This is a genomic window from Micromonospora sp. NPDC050795 (genome assembly GCF_044456785.1).
In the GTDB taxonomy this organism is placed as follows: Bacteria; Actinomycetota; Actinomycetes; order Mycobacteriales; family Micromonosporaceae; genus Micromonospora.
Genome location: NZ_JBITGE010000046.1, coordinates 1 through 14,756, shown reverse-complemented (window position 1 = coordinate 14,756; position 14,756 = coordinate 1). Strand labels below are relative to the sequence as shown.

The 14,756-nt window shown below is 71.6% G+C and carries 15 protein-coding genes; 9 read left to right on the top strand and 6 right to left on the bottom strand.

Annotated elements, in window-relative coordinates; all coding sequences use genetic code 11:
- Positions 1–7: 7 nt before the first annotated feature.
- Both dacB and ACIBEF_RS28995 read right to left on the bottom strand, forming a co-directional pair.
- Positions 8–1,591, bottom strand: coding sequence for a D-alanyl-D-alanine carboxypeptidase/D-alanyl-D-alanine-endopeptidase (dacB, locus tag ACIBEF_RS29000; protein WP_396796463.1), 1,584 nt, complete (start codon positions 1,589–1,591; stop codon positions 8–10).
- A gap of 66 nt (positions 1,592–1,657) precedes the next feature.
- Positions 1,658–2,374 carry an MIP/aquaporin family protein gene (locus ACIBEF_RS28995; RefSeq protein WP_396796461.1) on the bottom strand — a complete coding sequence of 239 codons (717 nt, stop codon included), beginning with the start codon at positions 2,372–2,374 and terminating at the stop codon, positions 1,658–1,660.
- A 49-nt stretch (positions 2,375–2,423) separates the two neighbouring features.
- Here ACIBEF_RS28995 and ACIBEF_RS28990 point away from each other — a divergent pair, with 49 nt between their 5' ends.
- The gene (locus ACIBEF_RS28990) at positions 2,424–3,557 is read left to right on the top strand and encodes an NAD(P)-binding domain-containing protein (protein WP_396796459.1); all 1,134 of its coding nucleotides are present in this window, start codon (positions 2,424–2,426) and stop codon (positions 3,555–3,557) included.
- A 192-nt stretch (positions 3,558–3,749) separates the two neighbouring features.
- On the top strand, positions 3,750–4,031 hold the full coding sequence (locus ACIBEF_RS28985) for an adhesin (protein ID WP_091393621.1): 282 nt from the start codon (positions 3,750–3,752) through the stop codon (positions 4,029–4,031).
- A 10-nt stretch (positions 4,032–4,041) separates the two neighbouring features.
- On the opposite strand, the gene ACIBEF_RS28980 is transcribed toward ACIBEF_RS28985, so the two are convergent.
- Positions 4,042–4,659 carry a hypothetical protein gene (locus ACIBEF_RS28980; RefSeq protein ID WP_396796457.1) on the bottom strand — a complete coding sequence of 206 codons (618 nt, stop codon included), beginning with the start codon at positions 4,657–4,659 and terminating at the stop codon, positions 4,042–4,044.
- Positions 4,557–5,108 carry a hypothetical protein gene (locus tag ACIBEF_RS28975; protein ID WP_396796455.1) on the bottom strand — a complete coding sequence of 184 codons (552 nt, stop codon included), beginning with the start codon at positions 5,106–5,108 and terminating at the stop codon, positions 4,557–4,559. The genes ACIBEF_RS28980 and ACIBEF_RS28975 overlap by 103 nt, the downstream gene beginning before the upstream one ends.
- A gap of 94 nt (positions 5,109–5,202) precedes the next feature.
- On the opposite strand from ACIBEF_RS28975, the gene ACIBEF_RS28970 reads away from it, so the two are divergent.
- The 4 genes from ACIBEF_RS28970 (at position 5,203) to ACIBEF_RS28955 (ending at position 10,178) form a co-directional block, all read left to right on the top strand.
- Entirely contained in the window at positions 5,203–6,081 is an 879-nt protein-coding gene (locus tag ACIBEF_RS28970; protein WP_396796453.1) for a sulfotransferase domain-containing protein, read from the top strand.
- A gap of 233 nt (positions 6,082–6,314) precedes the next feature.
- The gene (locus tag ACIBEF_RS28965; protein ID WP_355005457.1) at positions 6,315–6,707 is read left to right on the top strand and encodes a cupin domain-containing protein; all 393 of its coding nucleotides are present in this window, start codon (positions 6,315–6,317) and stop codon (positions 6,705–6,707) included.
- Between the two features lie 43 nt (positions 6,708–6,750).
- Positions 6,751–8,550, top strand: coding sequence for a glycoside hydrolase family 15 protein (locus tag ACIBEF_RS28960; protein WP_396796450.1), 1,800 nt, complete (start codon positions 6,751–6,753; stop codon positions 8,548–8,550).
- A gap of 260 nt (positions 8,551–8,810) precedes the next feature.
- Positions 8,811–10,178 (top strand): pectate lyase, encoded by a 1,368-nt coding sequence (locus tag ACIBEF_RS28955; RefSeq protein ID WP_396796449.1) that lies wholly within the window; start codon positions 8,811–8,813, stop codon positions 10,176–10,178.
- A 51-nt stretch (positions 10,179–10,229) separates the two neighbouring features.
- On the opposite strand, the gene ACIBEF_RS28950 is transcribed toward ACIBEF_RS28955, so the two are convergent.
- Both ACIBEF_RS28950 and ACIBEF_RS28945 read right to left on the bottom strand, forming a co-directional pair.
- A complete protein-coding gene (locus tag ACIBEF_RS28950; RefSeq protein ID WP_396796447.1) occupies positions 10,230–11,420 on the bottom strand; it encodes a threonine synthase in 1,191 nt (396 codons plus the stop codon).
- A 14-nt stretch (positions 11,421–11,434) separates the two neighbouring features.
- Positions 11,435–12,484, bottom strand: a complete 1,050-nt coding sequence (locus ACIBEF_RS28945) for a DNA polymerase ligase N-terminal domain-containing protein (protein ID WP_396796445.1) — start codon at positions 12,482–12,484, stop codon at positions 11,435–11,437.
- 94 nt (positions 12,485–12,578) lie between these two features.
- Between ACIBEF_RS28945 and ACIBEF_RS28940 the strand changes: the two genes are divergently transcribed.
- From ACIBEF_RS28940 to ACIBEF_RS28930, 3 genes are all read left to right on the top strand, one after another.
- A complete protein-coding gene (locus ACIBEF_RS28940) occupies positions 12,579–13,367 on the top strand; it encodes an aldo/keto reductase (protein WP_396796443.1) in 789 nt (262 codons plus the stop codon).
- 127 nt (positions 13,368–13,494) lie between these two features.
- Positions 13,495–13,647 carry a hypothetical protein gene (locus ACIBEF_RS28935; RefSeq protein WP_238666485.1) on the top strand — a complete coding sequence of 51 codons (153 nt, stop codon included), beginning with the start codon at positions 13,495–13,497 and terminating at the stop codon, positions 13,645–13,647.
- Positions 13,647–14,612, top strand: coding sequence for an N-acetylmuramoyl-L-alanine amidase (locus ACIBEF_RS28930; protein WP_396796441.1), 966 nt, complete (start codon positions 13,647–13,649; stop codon positions 14,610–14,612). The genes ACIBEF_RS28935 and ACIBEF_RS28930 overlap by 1 nt, the downstream gene beginning before the upstream one ends.
- The last annotated feature ends 144 nt before the right edge of the window (positions 14,613–14,756 follow it).

The window sequence follows — 14,756 nt, the reverse complement described above, 5'->3', positions numbered from 1 at the left end:
CCATCGCTCAGCAGGTGATCGGTTTGACCCAGGAACACTCGACGCCCTCCGGGGTACGCGGCGTCTCCGGCACCGCCGGCGGTGCCACCCGTGCCGTCGACGCACCACCCTCGCGGAAGCCGGCAAGCGCCACGGCGATCTGGTCCTCAAGCGACTTCACCGACGCCGTCAGGTAGTTGTTGAGCAGGATGGAGAACGCCAGCAGTCGCCCATCGGCGCTGGTCACGTAGCCGGAGAGCCCGGAGACACCGGTCAGGCTGCCGGTCTTGGCGTGCACGTTGCCCGCGGCCGGAGTGCCGGCCATCCGGCTGCGCAGGGTGCCGCCGACGAACCGCTCCGGCTGACCAGCGATGGGCAGCGCCCCGTACCAGGTCGCGAACCACGGTTCGGCGCGGACGGCGCTCAGCAGGTCGACGAACTCGGCCGCCGGGATCAGGTTGCGCCGCGACAGTCCCGAGCCGTCACGCTGGCGCAGTCTTCCGGTGTCCATTCCGGTGTCGGCGACGTACTCGCTGATCGCGGTGAGACCGGCCGTCCAGGTGCCGGAGCCGGAGAGCACCCGACCGATCTCCTTGGTCAACACCTCGGCGTGCCCGTTGTTGGACAGCTTCAGGAATGGCGTCATCAGCTCGCCCAGGCTCATCGAGTCGTGGCGTGCCACCGGGTGGGCCGCCTCGGGGGTGGGCTGGCCGAGCACGGTCCGGCCGAGCACCCGGACGCCGTGTCGGTGCAGCGCCGACCGGAACACGTCGGCGGCGTAGCCGGTGGGTTCCCAGACGGTGACCCAGTCGCTGGCGGGCTCGTCGCCGACGGCGATCTGACCGGTCACCACCACGGTGTTGCCGCCGTGCCCGCGCTCGATCGAGATCGAGGTCTCGCCGTCGCTGACCGTCTGGGCGCGGTTGTCGACCGTGACGTACCCGGTGGCGGGGGTGGTGGTGACCACCGGCGGGGTGCCGGCCCGGTCGGCCGGTGCGGCGTGCACGATCACGGTGCCCGCGTCGTAGTCGGTGTCCGGGGCGACGGTGAGCGCGGAGACCTGCGCGGCGTAGTAGTAGGGCTCGTCGTCCCAGGTCCAGTCGGGGCCGAGTCGGGTGTTGTCGTAGCGGGTGTCGTCGGCGACCAGGTTTCCGGTGACCACCCGTACGCCGTCGGCGGCGACCCGCGCGGCGAGCGCGTCGTAGTCGGCGGCGAGCATTGTCGGATCGCCCCCACCGCGCAGGTAGAGGTTGCCGGAGAGCAGGCCCGCACGGCGCTTGCCGCTGGCGAGTACGTCGGTGCCGAAGCGGTGCCCCGGGCCGAGCAGCTCAAGGGCCGCGGTCGAGGTCAGCAGCTTGGTGTTGGACGCCGGGACCAGCCGGCGGTCGCCGTTGCGGTCATAGAGCGTCTGGCCCGTGCTGGTGTCGACGACGACCACCGACGCCTGCGCGCCGGCCAGCCGGGTGTCGGCGAGGATCGTGTCGATGGTGTCGTGCAGGCGGGTCGTCGCGGGGGTGGGCGATTCGGCTGTGGCACCGGGCGCGGCGGCGGTGGCCGCGGTGGCAACCAGCGCGAGCAGCGCGAGGGCCCGGGGAAAGTGACGACGATGCATCCGCTGATGCTGTCACGGAGATATTCGCCGGAGAAGGCCCTCAGGCGAAAGATATTGCCGCCCGGACTACTTCGGCCCGCCGACCGACCTTTCGTGACCACCCCAGTAGTGCTTCTGCGCCCCCATGACCATGGGCGCGACGAGCGCGGCGAGCGCCCCGCCGAGCAGTGGGAAGACGATGAACACCCAGAGCTGCCGAAGGGCTACGCCGCCCTCGAAGACCGCCGGGCCGAACGCGCGGGCCGGATTGACCGCAGCTCCGGTCAGCGTCACACCCACCAGTTGGGTCGCGGCGAGGGCCAGGCCGATGGCCAGCCCGGCGGTGCCCGGATTCTCGCTCCGGCTGGTCACCACCAGCACCACCAGCACGAAGAGGAAGGTCAGCACGACTTCCAGCACGGCTGCCCCGCCCCGGTTGATGTGCGCGCCGTAACCGTTGGTGCCCAGGGCCCCGGTCTGGTCCGCGACGTCACCCCACCGGGTGAGCGCCCAGAGCACGAAGGCCGCGACTGTCGCGCCGACGAACTGCGCGATCCAGTACGCCACCGCCCCGAGTACCGAGATCTTGCCGGAGAGCAGCACACCGAGCGTCACCGCTGGGTTGACGTGACTGCCGGAGAGGGGACCGATCGTGTAGACGAGGGCCACCATCACGAACCCGAAGGCCAGCGCCACCACCACCACGCCGCCCTGGACCCGCGCGGCGACCGCGCTTCCCACTCCGAAGAACACCAGCAGAAGCGTGCCGAGGAATTCGGCCGCGTACCGACGGAAGTCGCTCATTCACTCAGCGTAAGTGCAGCTCAGGTGGCCGAAGCCGGAATGGCCGTCTGTGACCGGCGCGACGGTCGAGGACGGGCACAGCGGTGACGTCCGGCGCGTTGTAGCCCACGTGGACACCCACTCCATGGACGTCGTGGTGATCGGTGCCGGGCAGGCCGGCCTGAGCGCCGGCTATCACCTGCACCGCACCGGGTTCGCGCCCGGCAGCGGCTTCGTCATCCTCGACGCCGACAACGGGCCCGGCGGCGCCTGGCAGCACCGCTGGCCGACGCTGGTCTTCGACCGCGTGCACGGCTTCCATGACCTGCCCGGGCTGCCGCTCCCGCCCACCGAGCCTCGGCGCCCGGCTTCCGAGCAGGTCAGCGCCTACTTCGCCGCGTACGAGAGGGCCTTCGACCTGCCGGTGCGGAGGCCGGTGCGGGTCCGAGGTGTGCACTCCCGCCCGGACGGACGACTGGACGTGCGCACCGATCGGGGCACCTGGACCGCCCGGGCCCTGATCAACGCCACCGGCACCTGGACGCGACCGTTCTGGCCGCACTACCCGGGCCGGTCGACGTTCCGGGGACGCCAGTTGCACACCGCCGACTACCGGGGGCCCGCCGAGTTCACCGGCCTGCGCGTGGTGGTGGTCGGCGGCGGCACATCGGCCGTGCAACTGCTCGGCGAGGTCTCCACAGTCGCGGCGGCCACCACCTGGGTGACCCGCCGGCCGCCGACGTTCAACGACGAGGAGTTCGGCCCGGAACTGGGTCGCGCCGCAGTGGCCCGGGTGGACCGGGTGGTCCGCTCCGGCCGGCCACCGGGAAGTGTGGTGGGCGTGACCGGGCTTCCGGTCACCCCGGAGGTACGCCGACTGCGCGAGCGCGGCGTCCTCGACCGGCTACCCATGTTCGACCGGATCACGCCCGACGGGGTGGCCTGGACGGACGGGCGGTTCGTGCCGGCGGACGTGATCCTCTGGTGCACCGGCTTCCGGGCTGCCATCGACCATCTCGCCCCGCTGGGGCTGCGCGCACCGGGCGGCGGTATCACCATGGACGGCACCCGGGTGGTCGCCGACGCTCGGGTTCACCTGGTCGGGTACGGCCCCTCGGCCAGCACGATCGGGGCCAACCGGGCCGGCCGCGCGGCGGTCAACGAGATTCGCGCCTGGCTGGCGCCGGCCGCCGCTCTCCACTGACCTGGCTCTATTTGACGGATGGTCGGCCAGCGGGCACGGTGGGAGTGACGGGGCCGTCAGCTGCCCCGATTCGATGCGACGGCGATGACCGTTCGCCCCTCTGTCGCCTCCCACGTGTGCTCGTACGCGGACCGACTGTCCGGTCCGCGCGGTATCCGACCGCGAGCCGACAATTCACGAGGAGTTCCGTCAATGCTCACCATGACCGACAACGCCGTGCTCGTCATCCGTGACCTCGCCAACCAACAGGACGTCGCCCAGGACGGCGGTGTGCGTATCGCCGCGGACACCGAGGCGGGCTCGCTCACCGTCGAGCTGGTGCCCGAACCGGTACAGGGCGATCGGGTGGTCGACAACCAGGGCGCCCGGATCTTCCTGGACGAGGACGCCGCCGAGCTGCTCGGGGACGCGTCGGTGGACGCGACGGTCGACGACGAGGGCATCATCCAGTTCGGCTTCACCGAGAAGCAGTAGACCCGGTTCCTCAGCGCAGCGATCGTCCCCGCTGCGGTGGTGGCCCCTGCCCGGGGTGCCACCGCGGCGCGCCGTCGCCCGCCGGATGCGACAGCGTGGCGAGCACGTGCGCCAGGTGGTGCGAGGTGCTCCACGCCGCCCAGTTGGCGGTCGAGCCGGCCCCGGCGCCCCGGCGGGCTCGGCGCAGCAGCTCATGGTCACCCCAGGAGAAGGCCGCACCGGTGGTCGGCCAGTGCGGTGCCGACACCAGCGTGCGACACAGGTCGGCGAACCGGTCGTCGCCCCGGCCGCCGCGTCGCGCCCAGCGGTAGACCCACCAGCTGCCGTCGTCGGTGTAGCGCACGGTCGGCAACCGGTCGCCACTGTCACCCGCGCCCGGCCCGGCCGGGTGGACGCCGTAGTCGCCGTAGTCGACCCCGGCGTCGGCCAGCCGCCGCCACAGTCGCCAGTCCCAACGGTCCAGTTGGACCGGCTCGTCGGTGGGCAGACGGGACAGCGTCGGAGGCATACCGCCCGCCGCCACCGTCACCGACCGCCAGGCGTGTCGGCGTGCCCAGTCCAGCAGGTGGCGTACCCGGGGCTCGGCGGTCCGCACATCCGCCGGGCAGCAGACGTCCCCCGCGTCCACCAGCAGGTCGCACTCCTCCGGGGCGAGGCCGGTGAACCGCCAGATCCGTCCACCGCCGTGGTGCTCGCGTCCGGCCCGGCCCGGTCTCGACCGGCCCGTAGCCGGATGAGCGCGCGCCGGCCGTACGCCCGCGCCGCCGCGCCGTGCGCGACCAACCGGTGGTCGTTCTCGGAGAGCCCGATCACCGGCACCACCGGTACGCCCCAACGGGTCAGCTCCGCCTCGGGGGTGTCGGGCAGTGCGCTGACGTCGACGGCTGGCAGCAGCCCGGACGGCATCCGGCGAATGCCGTCCATCGTGGACCGGCCGATCGCGCCGATCTCCAGGATCGGGGCGATCAGTGCGACGTACGCGGGATCGAGGTGGCTCAGGGCCTCAAGCTCGCCCCGTCGATTGGCGAGGATGGGACGGTAGACCGGTGCCGCCGCCCGGCCCCCGTGGGCGGGCACCATACTTCAATCTAGCCAGGCATACGGACATGCCCCAGGAATGTAAGCCGGAATTCGGCTGCTCGACTGTCGGTTCGGCGACTACCATCCACCGATGCCCACGCCGATTCACCGCTACCAATCCGACGAAGAGGACAGCGCGCGGTGGGGTGGGTTCCCGTTCCGCGACGGTGACATCGTGATCAGCACCCGCTCCAAGAGCGGCACCACCTGGATGCAGATGATCTGTGCGCTCCTGGTGCTCCGTACCCCGGAGTTGCCGGCGCCGCTGACAGTGCTGTCGCCGTGGCTGGACTGGTTGGGCGAGCCGCAGGCCACCGTGTACGACCGGCTGGCCGCCCAGCCACACCGGCGGTTCATCAAGACGCACACCCCGCTGGACGGGGTGCCGCTCGACCCTCGGGCGCACTACGTGGTGGTGGCCCGGCACCCGCTGGACATGGCGGTCTCCCTCTACCACCAGGGCGCGAACCTGGACCGGGCGCGCATCGCCGAGCTGACCGGCCAACCCGTCCCGGCCGGGCCGCCCCCGGAGCGGCCCTCGGTACGGGAGTGGTTGCCGAGCTGGGTCGACCGGGAGGCGGACCCCCGCGCCGAGCTGGATTCACTGCCCGGAGTGCTGATGCACCTCGGCGACGCGTGGGCCCGCCGGCACGAGCCGAACGTCGAGCTTGTGCACTACGACGATCTGCTGGCCGATCTGGGCGGGGAGATGCGCCGGCTCGCCGACCGGTGGAAACTCCCGAGCCCGGGGCCGGAGTTGGTGGAGGCGGCCACGTTCGGTCGCATGCGGGAGCGGGCCGACCGACTCGCACCGGACACGCTCGGCGTGCTGCGCGACCGGCAGGCGTTCTTTCGCCGTGGCGGCTCAGGCCAGGGGCGAGATCTTCTGAACGAGGCCGGCCTCGTCCGCTACCGGCGACGGGTCGCGGAGCTGGCCCCACCCGACCTGCTCACCTGGCTGCACCGCTAGCACACACGAGCGCGCGGCGCCGCTCCGTGATCGGAACGTCGCCGCGCTCTGGCCGTCTCCCACCACCGCAGCCGTTCGGCGGTACGTCGGCGGGGACCTGGCTCGACCGGCCGTTCGCGCCGGTCCGCTCCTCGATCCCCGGTCCGCGCGGATCCAAACCCGCCCAGCGTCAGGAATTCCACCATTCGTGAGTCCCGGCGTGGCGCACCGCCGGACGGGGTATGAGCGTGGGCATGGAGCATTTCACTATCGCGACTGTCGCCGAACAGAGCCCGGATTTCCGCCGCGTGCTGTGGACCGGTGAGCACACCCAGTTGGTCATCATGACCATCCCCGCCGATGGGGAGATCGGCGAGGAGGTGCACGAGGACATCGACCAGATCCTCACCTTCGTGAGTGGCGTCGGCGAGGCGCGGGTCGCCGGCGCGAAGCGGAAGGTCGTCGCGGGCGACCTGGTCGTGGTGCCGGCCGGCACCAAGCACAACTTCGTCAACACCGGTCCCAACCCGCTGGTGCTCTACACGGTGTACGGGCCGCCGGAGCACGCCGACAAGGCCGTGCACAAGACCAAGGAAGAGGCCGACGCGGCCGAGGCTGCGGGCGAGGACGAGCCACCGACCGAGTGATCGCCTCCGGCCTGATCCGGGCCGATGCGGGTACCCCCGGCGGGTGGAGCAGCAGCCGCAGATCTCCGACTACGGGTTCCTGTCGGACTCTCGTTCGGGTGCCCTGGTCGGCAAGGACGGCTCGATCGACTGGTGGTGCCCGCACCGGTTCGACGGGGCGTCCGTGTTCGCGCGGTTGCTCGACCCGGGAGCCGGCCACTTCCGGCTGGCGCCGGTCGGGGTCGGCGGCCCGGGTCACCGGGTGGAGCGGGCGTACCTGCCGGACACGTTGGTGCTGCGGACGGTGCACCACACCCCGCACGGCAGCGTGGCGGTCACCGACGCGCTGGCCGCCGAGGTTGGTGCCCGCGCCCACGAGCTGGGCAAGAACTCACCCGCCGTGCTGATCCGGGTCGTTCAGGGGCTCTCCGGGCGGGTGCGCATGGCGTTGGACTTCGCGCCCCGCCCGGAGTACGGCCTGCTCACGCCGTACCTGCACGAGCAGCCGGACGGCGGGGTGCTGGCCGGTGCCGGTCCGGTGGTGCTGATATTGCGCGCCGGAGGCCTGCACCTGCGGGCGGGCACCGACCGGGTGACGCACGAGTTCGAGGTTTCCGCCGGTCAGACGATCGGGTTGGACCTCGCGTTCGGCGAGGCGTACGGCGACCCGCCGGCCCGGGTGGACCCGCTGACCACCCTTGCCGAGACGACGCAGGCGTGGCGGGCGTTCCGGGAGACGCACACCTATTCCGGTCGCTACCCGGAACTCGTCAAGCACAGCGCGACGGTCCTGACCGGCCTCACGTACGCCCGCAGTGGCGCGGTCGCCGCCGCGTTGACCTCGTCGTTGCCGGAGCAGATCGGCGGCGACCGGAACTACGACTACCGCTACTCCTGGTTGCGGGACTTCTCGTTGACCATGCGGGCTCTCTGGGTGGCGGCCTGCCCCGACGAGACGTCCCGGCTGTTCACCTGGGCGACGCGCTCGATCGGCCGGTTCGGCGACGAGCCCGTGCCGGTGCTCTTCGGGCTGGAGGGGGAGCGCGACCTCTCCGAGCACCACTGCAACCACCTGCGCGGCTACCGCGACAGTCGACCCGTGCGGGTCGGCAACGACGCCTGGCGGCAGCGGCAGCTCGACGTGCCGGGTGAGGTGATGTCGGCGGTGTGGCGGCTGCGCGACTACCTGGGCACCCGGTTCGAGGACGAGCTTCTGGAGATGGTGCTCGGGTTGACCGAGCAGGTGGCCACGACGTGGCACCTGCCGGACCGGGGCATCTGGGAGACCCGCGACGAGGAGCGCCACTACCTCTCGTCCAAGGTGTCCTGCTGGTTGACCATGGACCGGGCGGTGGGGCTCGCCGACCGGCTCGGGGATCGGGCCGACCCCCGTCGCTGGGCGCGGGTACGCGACGAGATTCGCGACACAGTGCTGCGCGAGGGGTGGAACGACCGGATCGGGGCGTTCACCGGCGCGTTCGGATCGCCGGAGCTGGACGCCTCGGTGCTCGCCCTGCCGGTCACGCACTTCCTGCCGGCCAGCGACCCGCGGATGCGCTCGACGATCGCGATGGTCGAGCGCGAGCTGGGCACCGAGGACGGTCTGCTGCGGCGCTGGACGACCGACCCGGCCGGGTTCCTGCTGTGCTCGTTCTGGCTGGTGGAGTGCCTGGTGATGACGGGTGAGCCGAAGCGCGCCGAGGCGCTCTTCGAGCGGGTCGTCGGGTACTCCAACGACGTGGGACTGTTCAGCGAGCAGATCGACCTCACCACCGGCATGCAGCTGGGCAACATGCCACAGGCGCTCTCGCACATCGGGCTGATCAACGCGGCCTGGCGGATCACCGAGCCGGAGAGCTACTGATCCGGTGGGCGTTACGCCCCGGCCGGAATCCTGCAACAGACCTGCAAGCGCCAGGCATTGACGCTGATGGTTGGACAGTCCTAGCCTCGATGGAGTGGGAAAGCCCTTTCCCAGGGCTGTTGATCCCGCTTCACCCCGCTTCGGATCCGGGCGTCCGACGGGGGCGCACACGCCGATCCCGTTCAACGCAGCACGCCGTGCGAACACGTCTCGGTACGGCCGCCGAGGGATCACCACCACATGCGTCAAGGAGGACACCTGTGCAGAAAAAACGACTCTCCGCCCGCCGACCACTCCTGCTGGCGGTGGGCGCCGGGGTGACCGCGGCAGCCCTCGCCGCCGGCATGACCTCGGCCTTCGCGGCCACCGTCTTCAGCGACGACTTCACCGACGGCGACACCTCCGGCTGGTCCAAGTCCGGCGGCACCTGGACCGTCGACGGCTCGGGCGTGCTCAACCAGTCCAACGCCGGTAGCGAGCTGGCCCGCCAGTTCGCCGGCCAGAGCAGCTGGACCAACTACTCCGTGCAGGCCCGGGTGAGGCCGACGAGCTTCGGCTCGTCCAGCGCCCTGGTCGGGCTCGCCGCCCGCTCCACGAGCAGCACCAAGATGTATCGGCTGGCCCTGCTCGGCTCCGGCCGGGCCGAACTCCAGGCGGTGAACGGAAGCTCCGTCACGGCGATCGGGTCCGCCGCGCTGGGCATCGGCACCGGCACCTGGTACACGCTGCGCATCGAGACCAGCGGCAGCACCATCCGCGGCTTCGTCAACGGCACCCAGATCGCGTCCGGCAGCAACAGCCTGGCCGGTGCGGGCCGGATCGGTCTGGTCACCGCGTACGCCAGTGGCGGCTTCGACGACGTGCTTGTCGACTCGTCCGGCGGCGGCACCCCGACCACCCCGCCACCGACGACCACTGGGCCACCCACCACGCCGCCGCCGACCACCACACCTCCGCCGGCTGGCTGGCCGACGCCCACCGGCAGCCAGAAGGTGGACGCCACGATCCCGGTCTCCGGCTCGTTCGACGGTGGGCTCAAGCGCTACTACGGCATCGGTGACGGCGGGCAGAGCGAGAGTCAGGACCCGATGTTCGAGCTGGCCGCCGGCGCCACCCTGCGCAACGTGATCATCGGTGCTCCGGCCGGCGACGGCGTGCACTGCGAGGGCAACTGCACCCTGATCAACGTCTGGTGGGAGGACGTCGGCGAGGACGCCGCGACCTTCCGCGGCGGCACCACGTACACGGTCGACGGCGGTGGGGCCCGCTCGGCCAGCGACAAGGTCTTCCAGCACAACGGCTCGGGCACCGTCTACATCAGGAACTTCCGGGTGGAGAACGCCGGCAAGCTCTACCGCGCCTGCGGCAACTGCTCCACGTCGTACCAGCGGCACGTGGTGATCGACAACGTCATCGTCCGGAACACCGACGCGATCGCCGGCATCAACACCAACTGGGGCGACACCGCCCGGTTCAGCCGGATCACCATCGTCGGCGACCCGGACCGGGAGACCTCGATCTGCGTGAAGTACAAGGGCGTACCGAAGGGCAGCGAGCCGACCGAGATCGGCGAGGGCGCCGACGGCGTCAACTGCCTCTACTCGCCCTCGGACATCACCTACCAGTAGACCGGCACGACGGCGCCCCGCGCACCGCCCGGTCCGCGGGGCGCCGTCACCTCACCCCATCAGGGGTACGCCGGAGACGTCGACAGTGTCCGGATACTTCAGCCCGGCACCGGTGTTGAGCACCACCACCCGCTCGCCGGCCCGGATCCACCCGCCGGCCCGCAGTTGCTTGGCCGCGGTGAGGCAGGCCGCCCCCTCAGGGCAGAGCAGCAGCCCCTCCCGAGCGGCGAAGTCCCGCAGATCGGCCAGGATGTCCGCGTCGTCGACGGCGACCGCCGTGCCGGAGGACTCCCGCAGCGCCGCCAGGATCAGCTCGTCGCCCAGCGGGGCCGGCACCGTGATGCCGAACGCCACGGTGTGCGCGTCCGTCCACGGCTGGGCCCGATCCTCGCCGGCGGCGAAGGCCCGCACGATCGGCGCGCAGCCGGTGGACTGCACCGCCACCAGCCGGGGCAGCTTGTCGCCGATCCAGCCCAGCTCGCGCAGCTCGTGCAGGGCCTTGTGGATGCCGATCAGGCCCACCCCGCCGCCGGTCGGATAGATGATCACGTCCGGCGTCTGCCAGCCGAGCTGCTCGACGATCTCGTACCCCATCGTCTTCTTGCCCTCCAGCCGGTAGGGCTCACGCAGCGTGCCGGCGTCGAAGATCGCCCCGTTCGACTCCGCGATCAGCTCGGCCACCCGCCGACCGGCGTCGCTGATCAACCCGTCGACCAGGCGCAGGTCGGCACCGGCGGCGACGCACTCGCGCCGGCAGATGCTCGGCGCCTCCAGCGGCATGACGATCGTCGCGCCCATTCCGGCCCGCGCGGCGTACGTGGCCCAGGCCGACCCGGCGTTGCCGTTGGTGGGCATCGCGATCCGCTCGACGCCCAGCTCGCGGGCCCGGCTCACCCCGACCGCCGCGCCCCGGGCCTTGAACGAGCCGGTCGGGATCAGCCCCTCGTCCTTGACCATCAGGTCCGCGATGCCGATCTCGGTGCCGTAGGCCGGAGCCCGCAACAGCGGCGTCCAGCCCTCACCCAGCGTGGTGACGTGCCGAGGGTCGGCGACCGGCAGCAGCTCCCGGTAGCGCCACAGGTCGGCGGGGCGCAGCGGAAAGTGTTCCGGGGAGACCACGGTCGCCACAGCCGGCAGGTCGTAGCGGGCCAGCAGCGGCGACCCGCACTCGCAGAGATTCTGTAACCGGTCGGCGGCGTGTTCCTTGCCGCAGCGCGGGCAGTCCAGGTGAGTCAGGTACACGTCGCTCCTCGCCGTCACACCGCGTCGATGCTCAGCCAGTGCCGGCTGCGCCGCCCCGGCTGGTAGACCGAGTCCAGTCGCTTGGCGACCACGCCCGGCAGGCCCTGTTCCCGTCCGGCGCGCAGGGCCTCGTCGCCCGCGCCCGGGAACCACGGCGGAGTCTGCCAGTGCGTACCGGACAAGACCAGCCCATCGAGCAGCTCCCGGCGTTGCGCGTACGGCACGTCGAGGCTGCTCACCCCCTCCAACCAGAGCAGGTCGACGATCAGGTACTGGGCGCCGGCGGGGACCCGGCTGCCGGTGGCCGGCCGGACCGGGCGGACCCGCCCGGCACCGTCGATGCGGACCAGCACACCGTCGAGCACCGCCTCGGTCGGCGCGAGCGCCTCGGCCATCGCGCGCAGCCACGGATACCCGCCGGTGATCTCCTCGTCGGTCTCGGAGAGCAGCCGCAGTCGCCCACCGGAGACGTACGCCATCGCCCGCACGCCGTCCCAACGCAGCTCGTACCCCCAGGCGGCGAGGTCGCGGGGAAGCCGGGCGGCGGACGTGGCGTGCATCGGTCGGACCAGATCCGGCATCGGCGTCCAGCCCGGCGGCGCGGGGTCGGTACGGCGGACCATCCAGTCCCGTCCCCCGGTGGCGAAGAGGACGTAGCGGCCGGCGGTCCGCTCACCGGAGAGCGTCACGATCACCTCATCGTCGCGCCACTTCTCGCAGCGGTAGGTGCCCCGGTCGTGAACGAGCATCCGGCCGCCGCCGTACTCACCGGCGGGGATCTCACCGGCGAAGTCGAGGTACTCCATCGGGTGGTCCTCGGTGTGCACGGCGAGGTGGTTGCGACCTGGGTCGCGGGGTAGGCCGCGCGGGACCGCCCAGGACGCGAGCACCCCTTCGTGCTCCAGGCGCAGGTCCCAGTGCAGGCTGCGGGCGTGGTGCTGCTGGATGACGAAGCGGGCGGCGTCGGCGTCGGGGCCGACCGGGGACGGGCTCTCCGACGGCACCGGCTCGGGTGTGCGGGCCGCGTCCCGCCGTCGCCGGTACTCGTCCAGCCGGTCGGTCACACCCGCATTCTCCGGCAAAGCGGACCGGTGCGCTGGACGCCGGAGTGTCCGGTTCGCTCGGCGGTCGGGGGCGCGGCGGGGTAGAACGGACCTCATGGACCTCACCGACCAGCCCACCGCCCTGCTCCCCGGTGACGTGCGGATGCCCCTGCTCGGCTTCGGCACCTGGCAGGCCACCGGCCAGGCCGGTTACGACGCCGTGCTGGCCGCGCTCGACACCGGCTACCGGCACCTCGACACCGCCACCGTGTACGGCAACGAGCGGGAGGTCGGCCGGGCGGTACGCGAGAGCGGGCTGCGCCGGGAGGACCTCTTCATCACCACCAAGCTCCCGCCCAACCGGGTGGGTCAGGAGCGCGCCACGCTGGAGGCCAGCCTGGAGGCGCTCGGCCTCGACCACCTGGATCTCTGGCTGATCCACTGGCCGCCGTCGTCGCCGACGGACAGCATCCCGCTCTGGCGGGAGCTGATCGCAGCCCGAGACGAAAACCTCACCCGGGCGATCGGTGTCAGCAACTACAGCACCGCCCAGATCGACGAGCTGATCCAGTCCACCGAGGAGAACCCGGCGGTCAACCAGATCGAGTGGAGCCCGGCGCTGTACGACCGACAGCGGCACGCCGAGCACCGGGACCGGGGCGTGGTGCTGGAGGGCTACAGCCCGTTCAAGACCAGCGACCTCAGTCACCCGGTGCTGGTCAGGATCGCCGCCGCGCACGGTGTCTCCCCGGCGCAGGTGGTGCTGCGCTGGCACATCGACCACGAGATCGTGGCGATTCCGAAGTCGGTGACCCCCGAGCGGATCACCGCCAACTTCGACGTCTTCCACTTCTCGCTGACGGCGGAGGAGATGCGCGACATCGACGCGCTCGGCGAGGCCTGAGTCGGCGAATTCCTTCAGTACCCGACCGGAATATGAAGGGTATCGACATCGACGTACGTGACGGTATAGCGTCCCCGTCATCACGTTCGTCGATCCGTTCGTACCCGCCAGTCGCTGGAGGATCGCCATGGCCAGAACCCCGTCCATCCGTCTGCCCCGTCGTGGGGTGCTCGGCATCCCCGCCCTGGTGGTCGCCGCGCTGACCGTCGTCACCCGACCCGCCGCCGCGAGCGCCGCGCCGAAGGCCGAATGCCTCGCCGACCTGCTTCAGGACGCCTGATGGCGACGATCCCCTGGCTGGTGGACGTGCTGCGCGCCGCCGGGGTCCAGGTCGTGGTCGAGGGGGACTGGCTCAACCGGATGCGGCCCGGCTCGTTCGACCCGATCGGAGTGCTCTGGCACCACACCGCCTCGACCTCCAGCGCCAGCAACCCGCACCCGGCGCTCGGCATCTGCATCAACGGCCGGTCCGACCTGCCGGGCCCGCTGTGTCAGGCGCTCGTCGACTACAACGGTGTCTTCCACGTCATCTCCGCCGGCCGGTGCAACCACGCCGGAGTCAGCGGCGGCAGCGGACCGATCCCCGCCGGGGACGGCAACACCCTGATGATCGGGTGGGAGATCGACTACAACGGCGTCAACCAGGAGATGACCGCCGCGCAGTACAACGCGTCGCTCGCCGCCACCGCCGCGGTGCTCACCCGGCTCGGCCGGGACAGCAGCTACGCCCGAGGCCACCGGGAGACCAGCACCACCGGCAAGATCGACCCGTCCTTCATCGACCTGAACGTCATGCGCGCCGACGTGGCGGCGAGAATGGCCGGCGGCGGCACGTCCTGGTCCTCGACCGTGGACAACACCACCAGCGGCCGGTTCACCGCCAGCGCCAACTGGGGCGTGTCGTCGTACTCCAGTCAGCGCTACGGCGCCGACTACCGCTACGCGGACCCGGTCGCCGCCAGCGATGTCGCGTGGTACCGGTTCAACGTCCCGGCCACCGCCAACTACCGGGTCGAGGCCTGGTGGCCCGCGAACTCCGGCTACAACAGCGCCGCCCCGTACATCGTCGCCACCAGCGCCGGCAACCAGACCGTCCGGGTCGACCAACGGGCCACCGGCGGGCAGTGGCGTGTCCTCGGCACGTTCACGCTGCCGGCAGGCGACGCCAACCGGGTCGGCGTGAGCCGGTGGAGCAACACCACCGGCCTGGTCATCGCCGACGCCGTACGCCTCACCCGCGTCTGACCCTGATCTCCTGAATGGTGGGGGGGCGCCCCCCAGGGGGCGCCCCCCCCCTGACTTGAGGGGCGGGGGGCGGTACGCCCCTTAAGCGAGAAACAGGGAGGGGGCGCGGTGGGCCCCCACACGGTGGCCCGGTTTGCGCAGCAG

Coding starts and splice junctions, on each gene's coding strand:
- ACIBEF_RS28995 (WP_396796461.1), bottom strand. CDS start 2,374: ATGAGCGACTTCCGTCGGTACGCGGCCGAATTCCTCGGCACGCTTCTG.
- dacB (WP_396796463.1), bottom strand. CDS start 1,591: ATGCATCGTCGTCACTTTCCCCGGGCCCTCGCGCTGCTCGCGCTGGTT.
- ACIBEF_RS28970 (WP_396796453.1), top strand. CDS start 5,203: ATGCCCACGCCGATTCACCGCTACCAATCCGACGAAGAGGACAGCGCG.
- ACIBEF_RS28930 (WP_396796441.1), top strand. CDS start 13,647: ATGGCGACGATCCCCTGGCTGGTGGACGTGCTGCGCGCCGCCGGGGTC.
- ACIBEF_RS28935 (WP_238666485.1), top strand. CDS start 13,495: ATGGCCAGAACCCCGTCCATCCGTCTGCCCCGTCGTGGGGTGCTCGGC.
- ACIBEF_RS28940 (WP_396796443.1), top strand. CDS start 12,579: ATGGACCTCACCGACCAGCCCACCGCCCTGCTCCCCGGTGACGTGCGG.
- ACIBEF_RS28985 (WP_091393621.1), top strand. CDS start 3,750: ATGCTCACCATGACCGACAACGCCGTGCTCGTCATCCGTGACCTCGCC.
- ACIBEF_RS28965 (WP_355005457.1), top strand. CDS start 6,315: ATGGAGCATTTCACTATCGCGACTGTCGCCGAACAGAGCCCGGATTTC.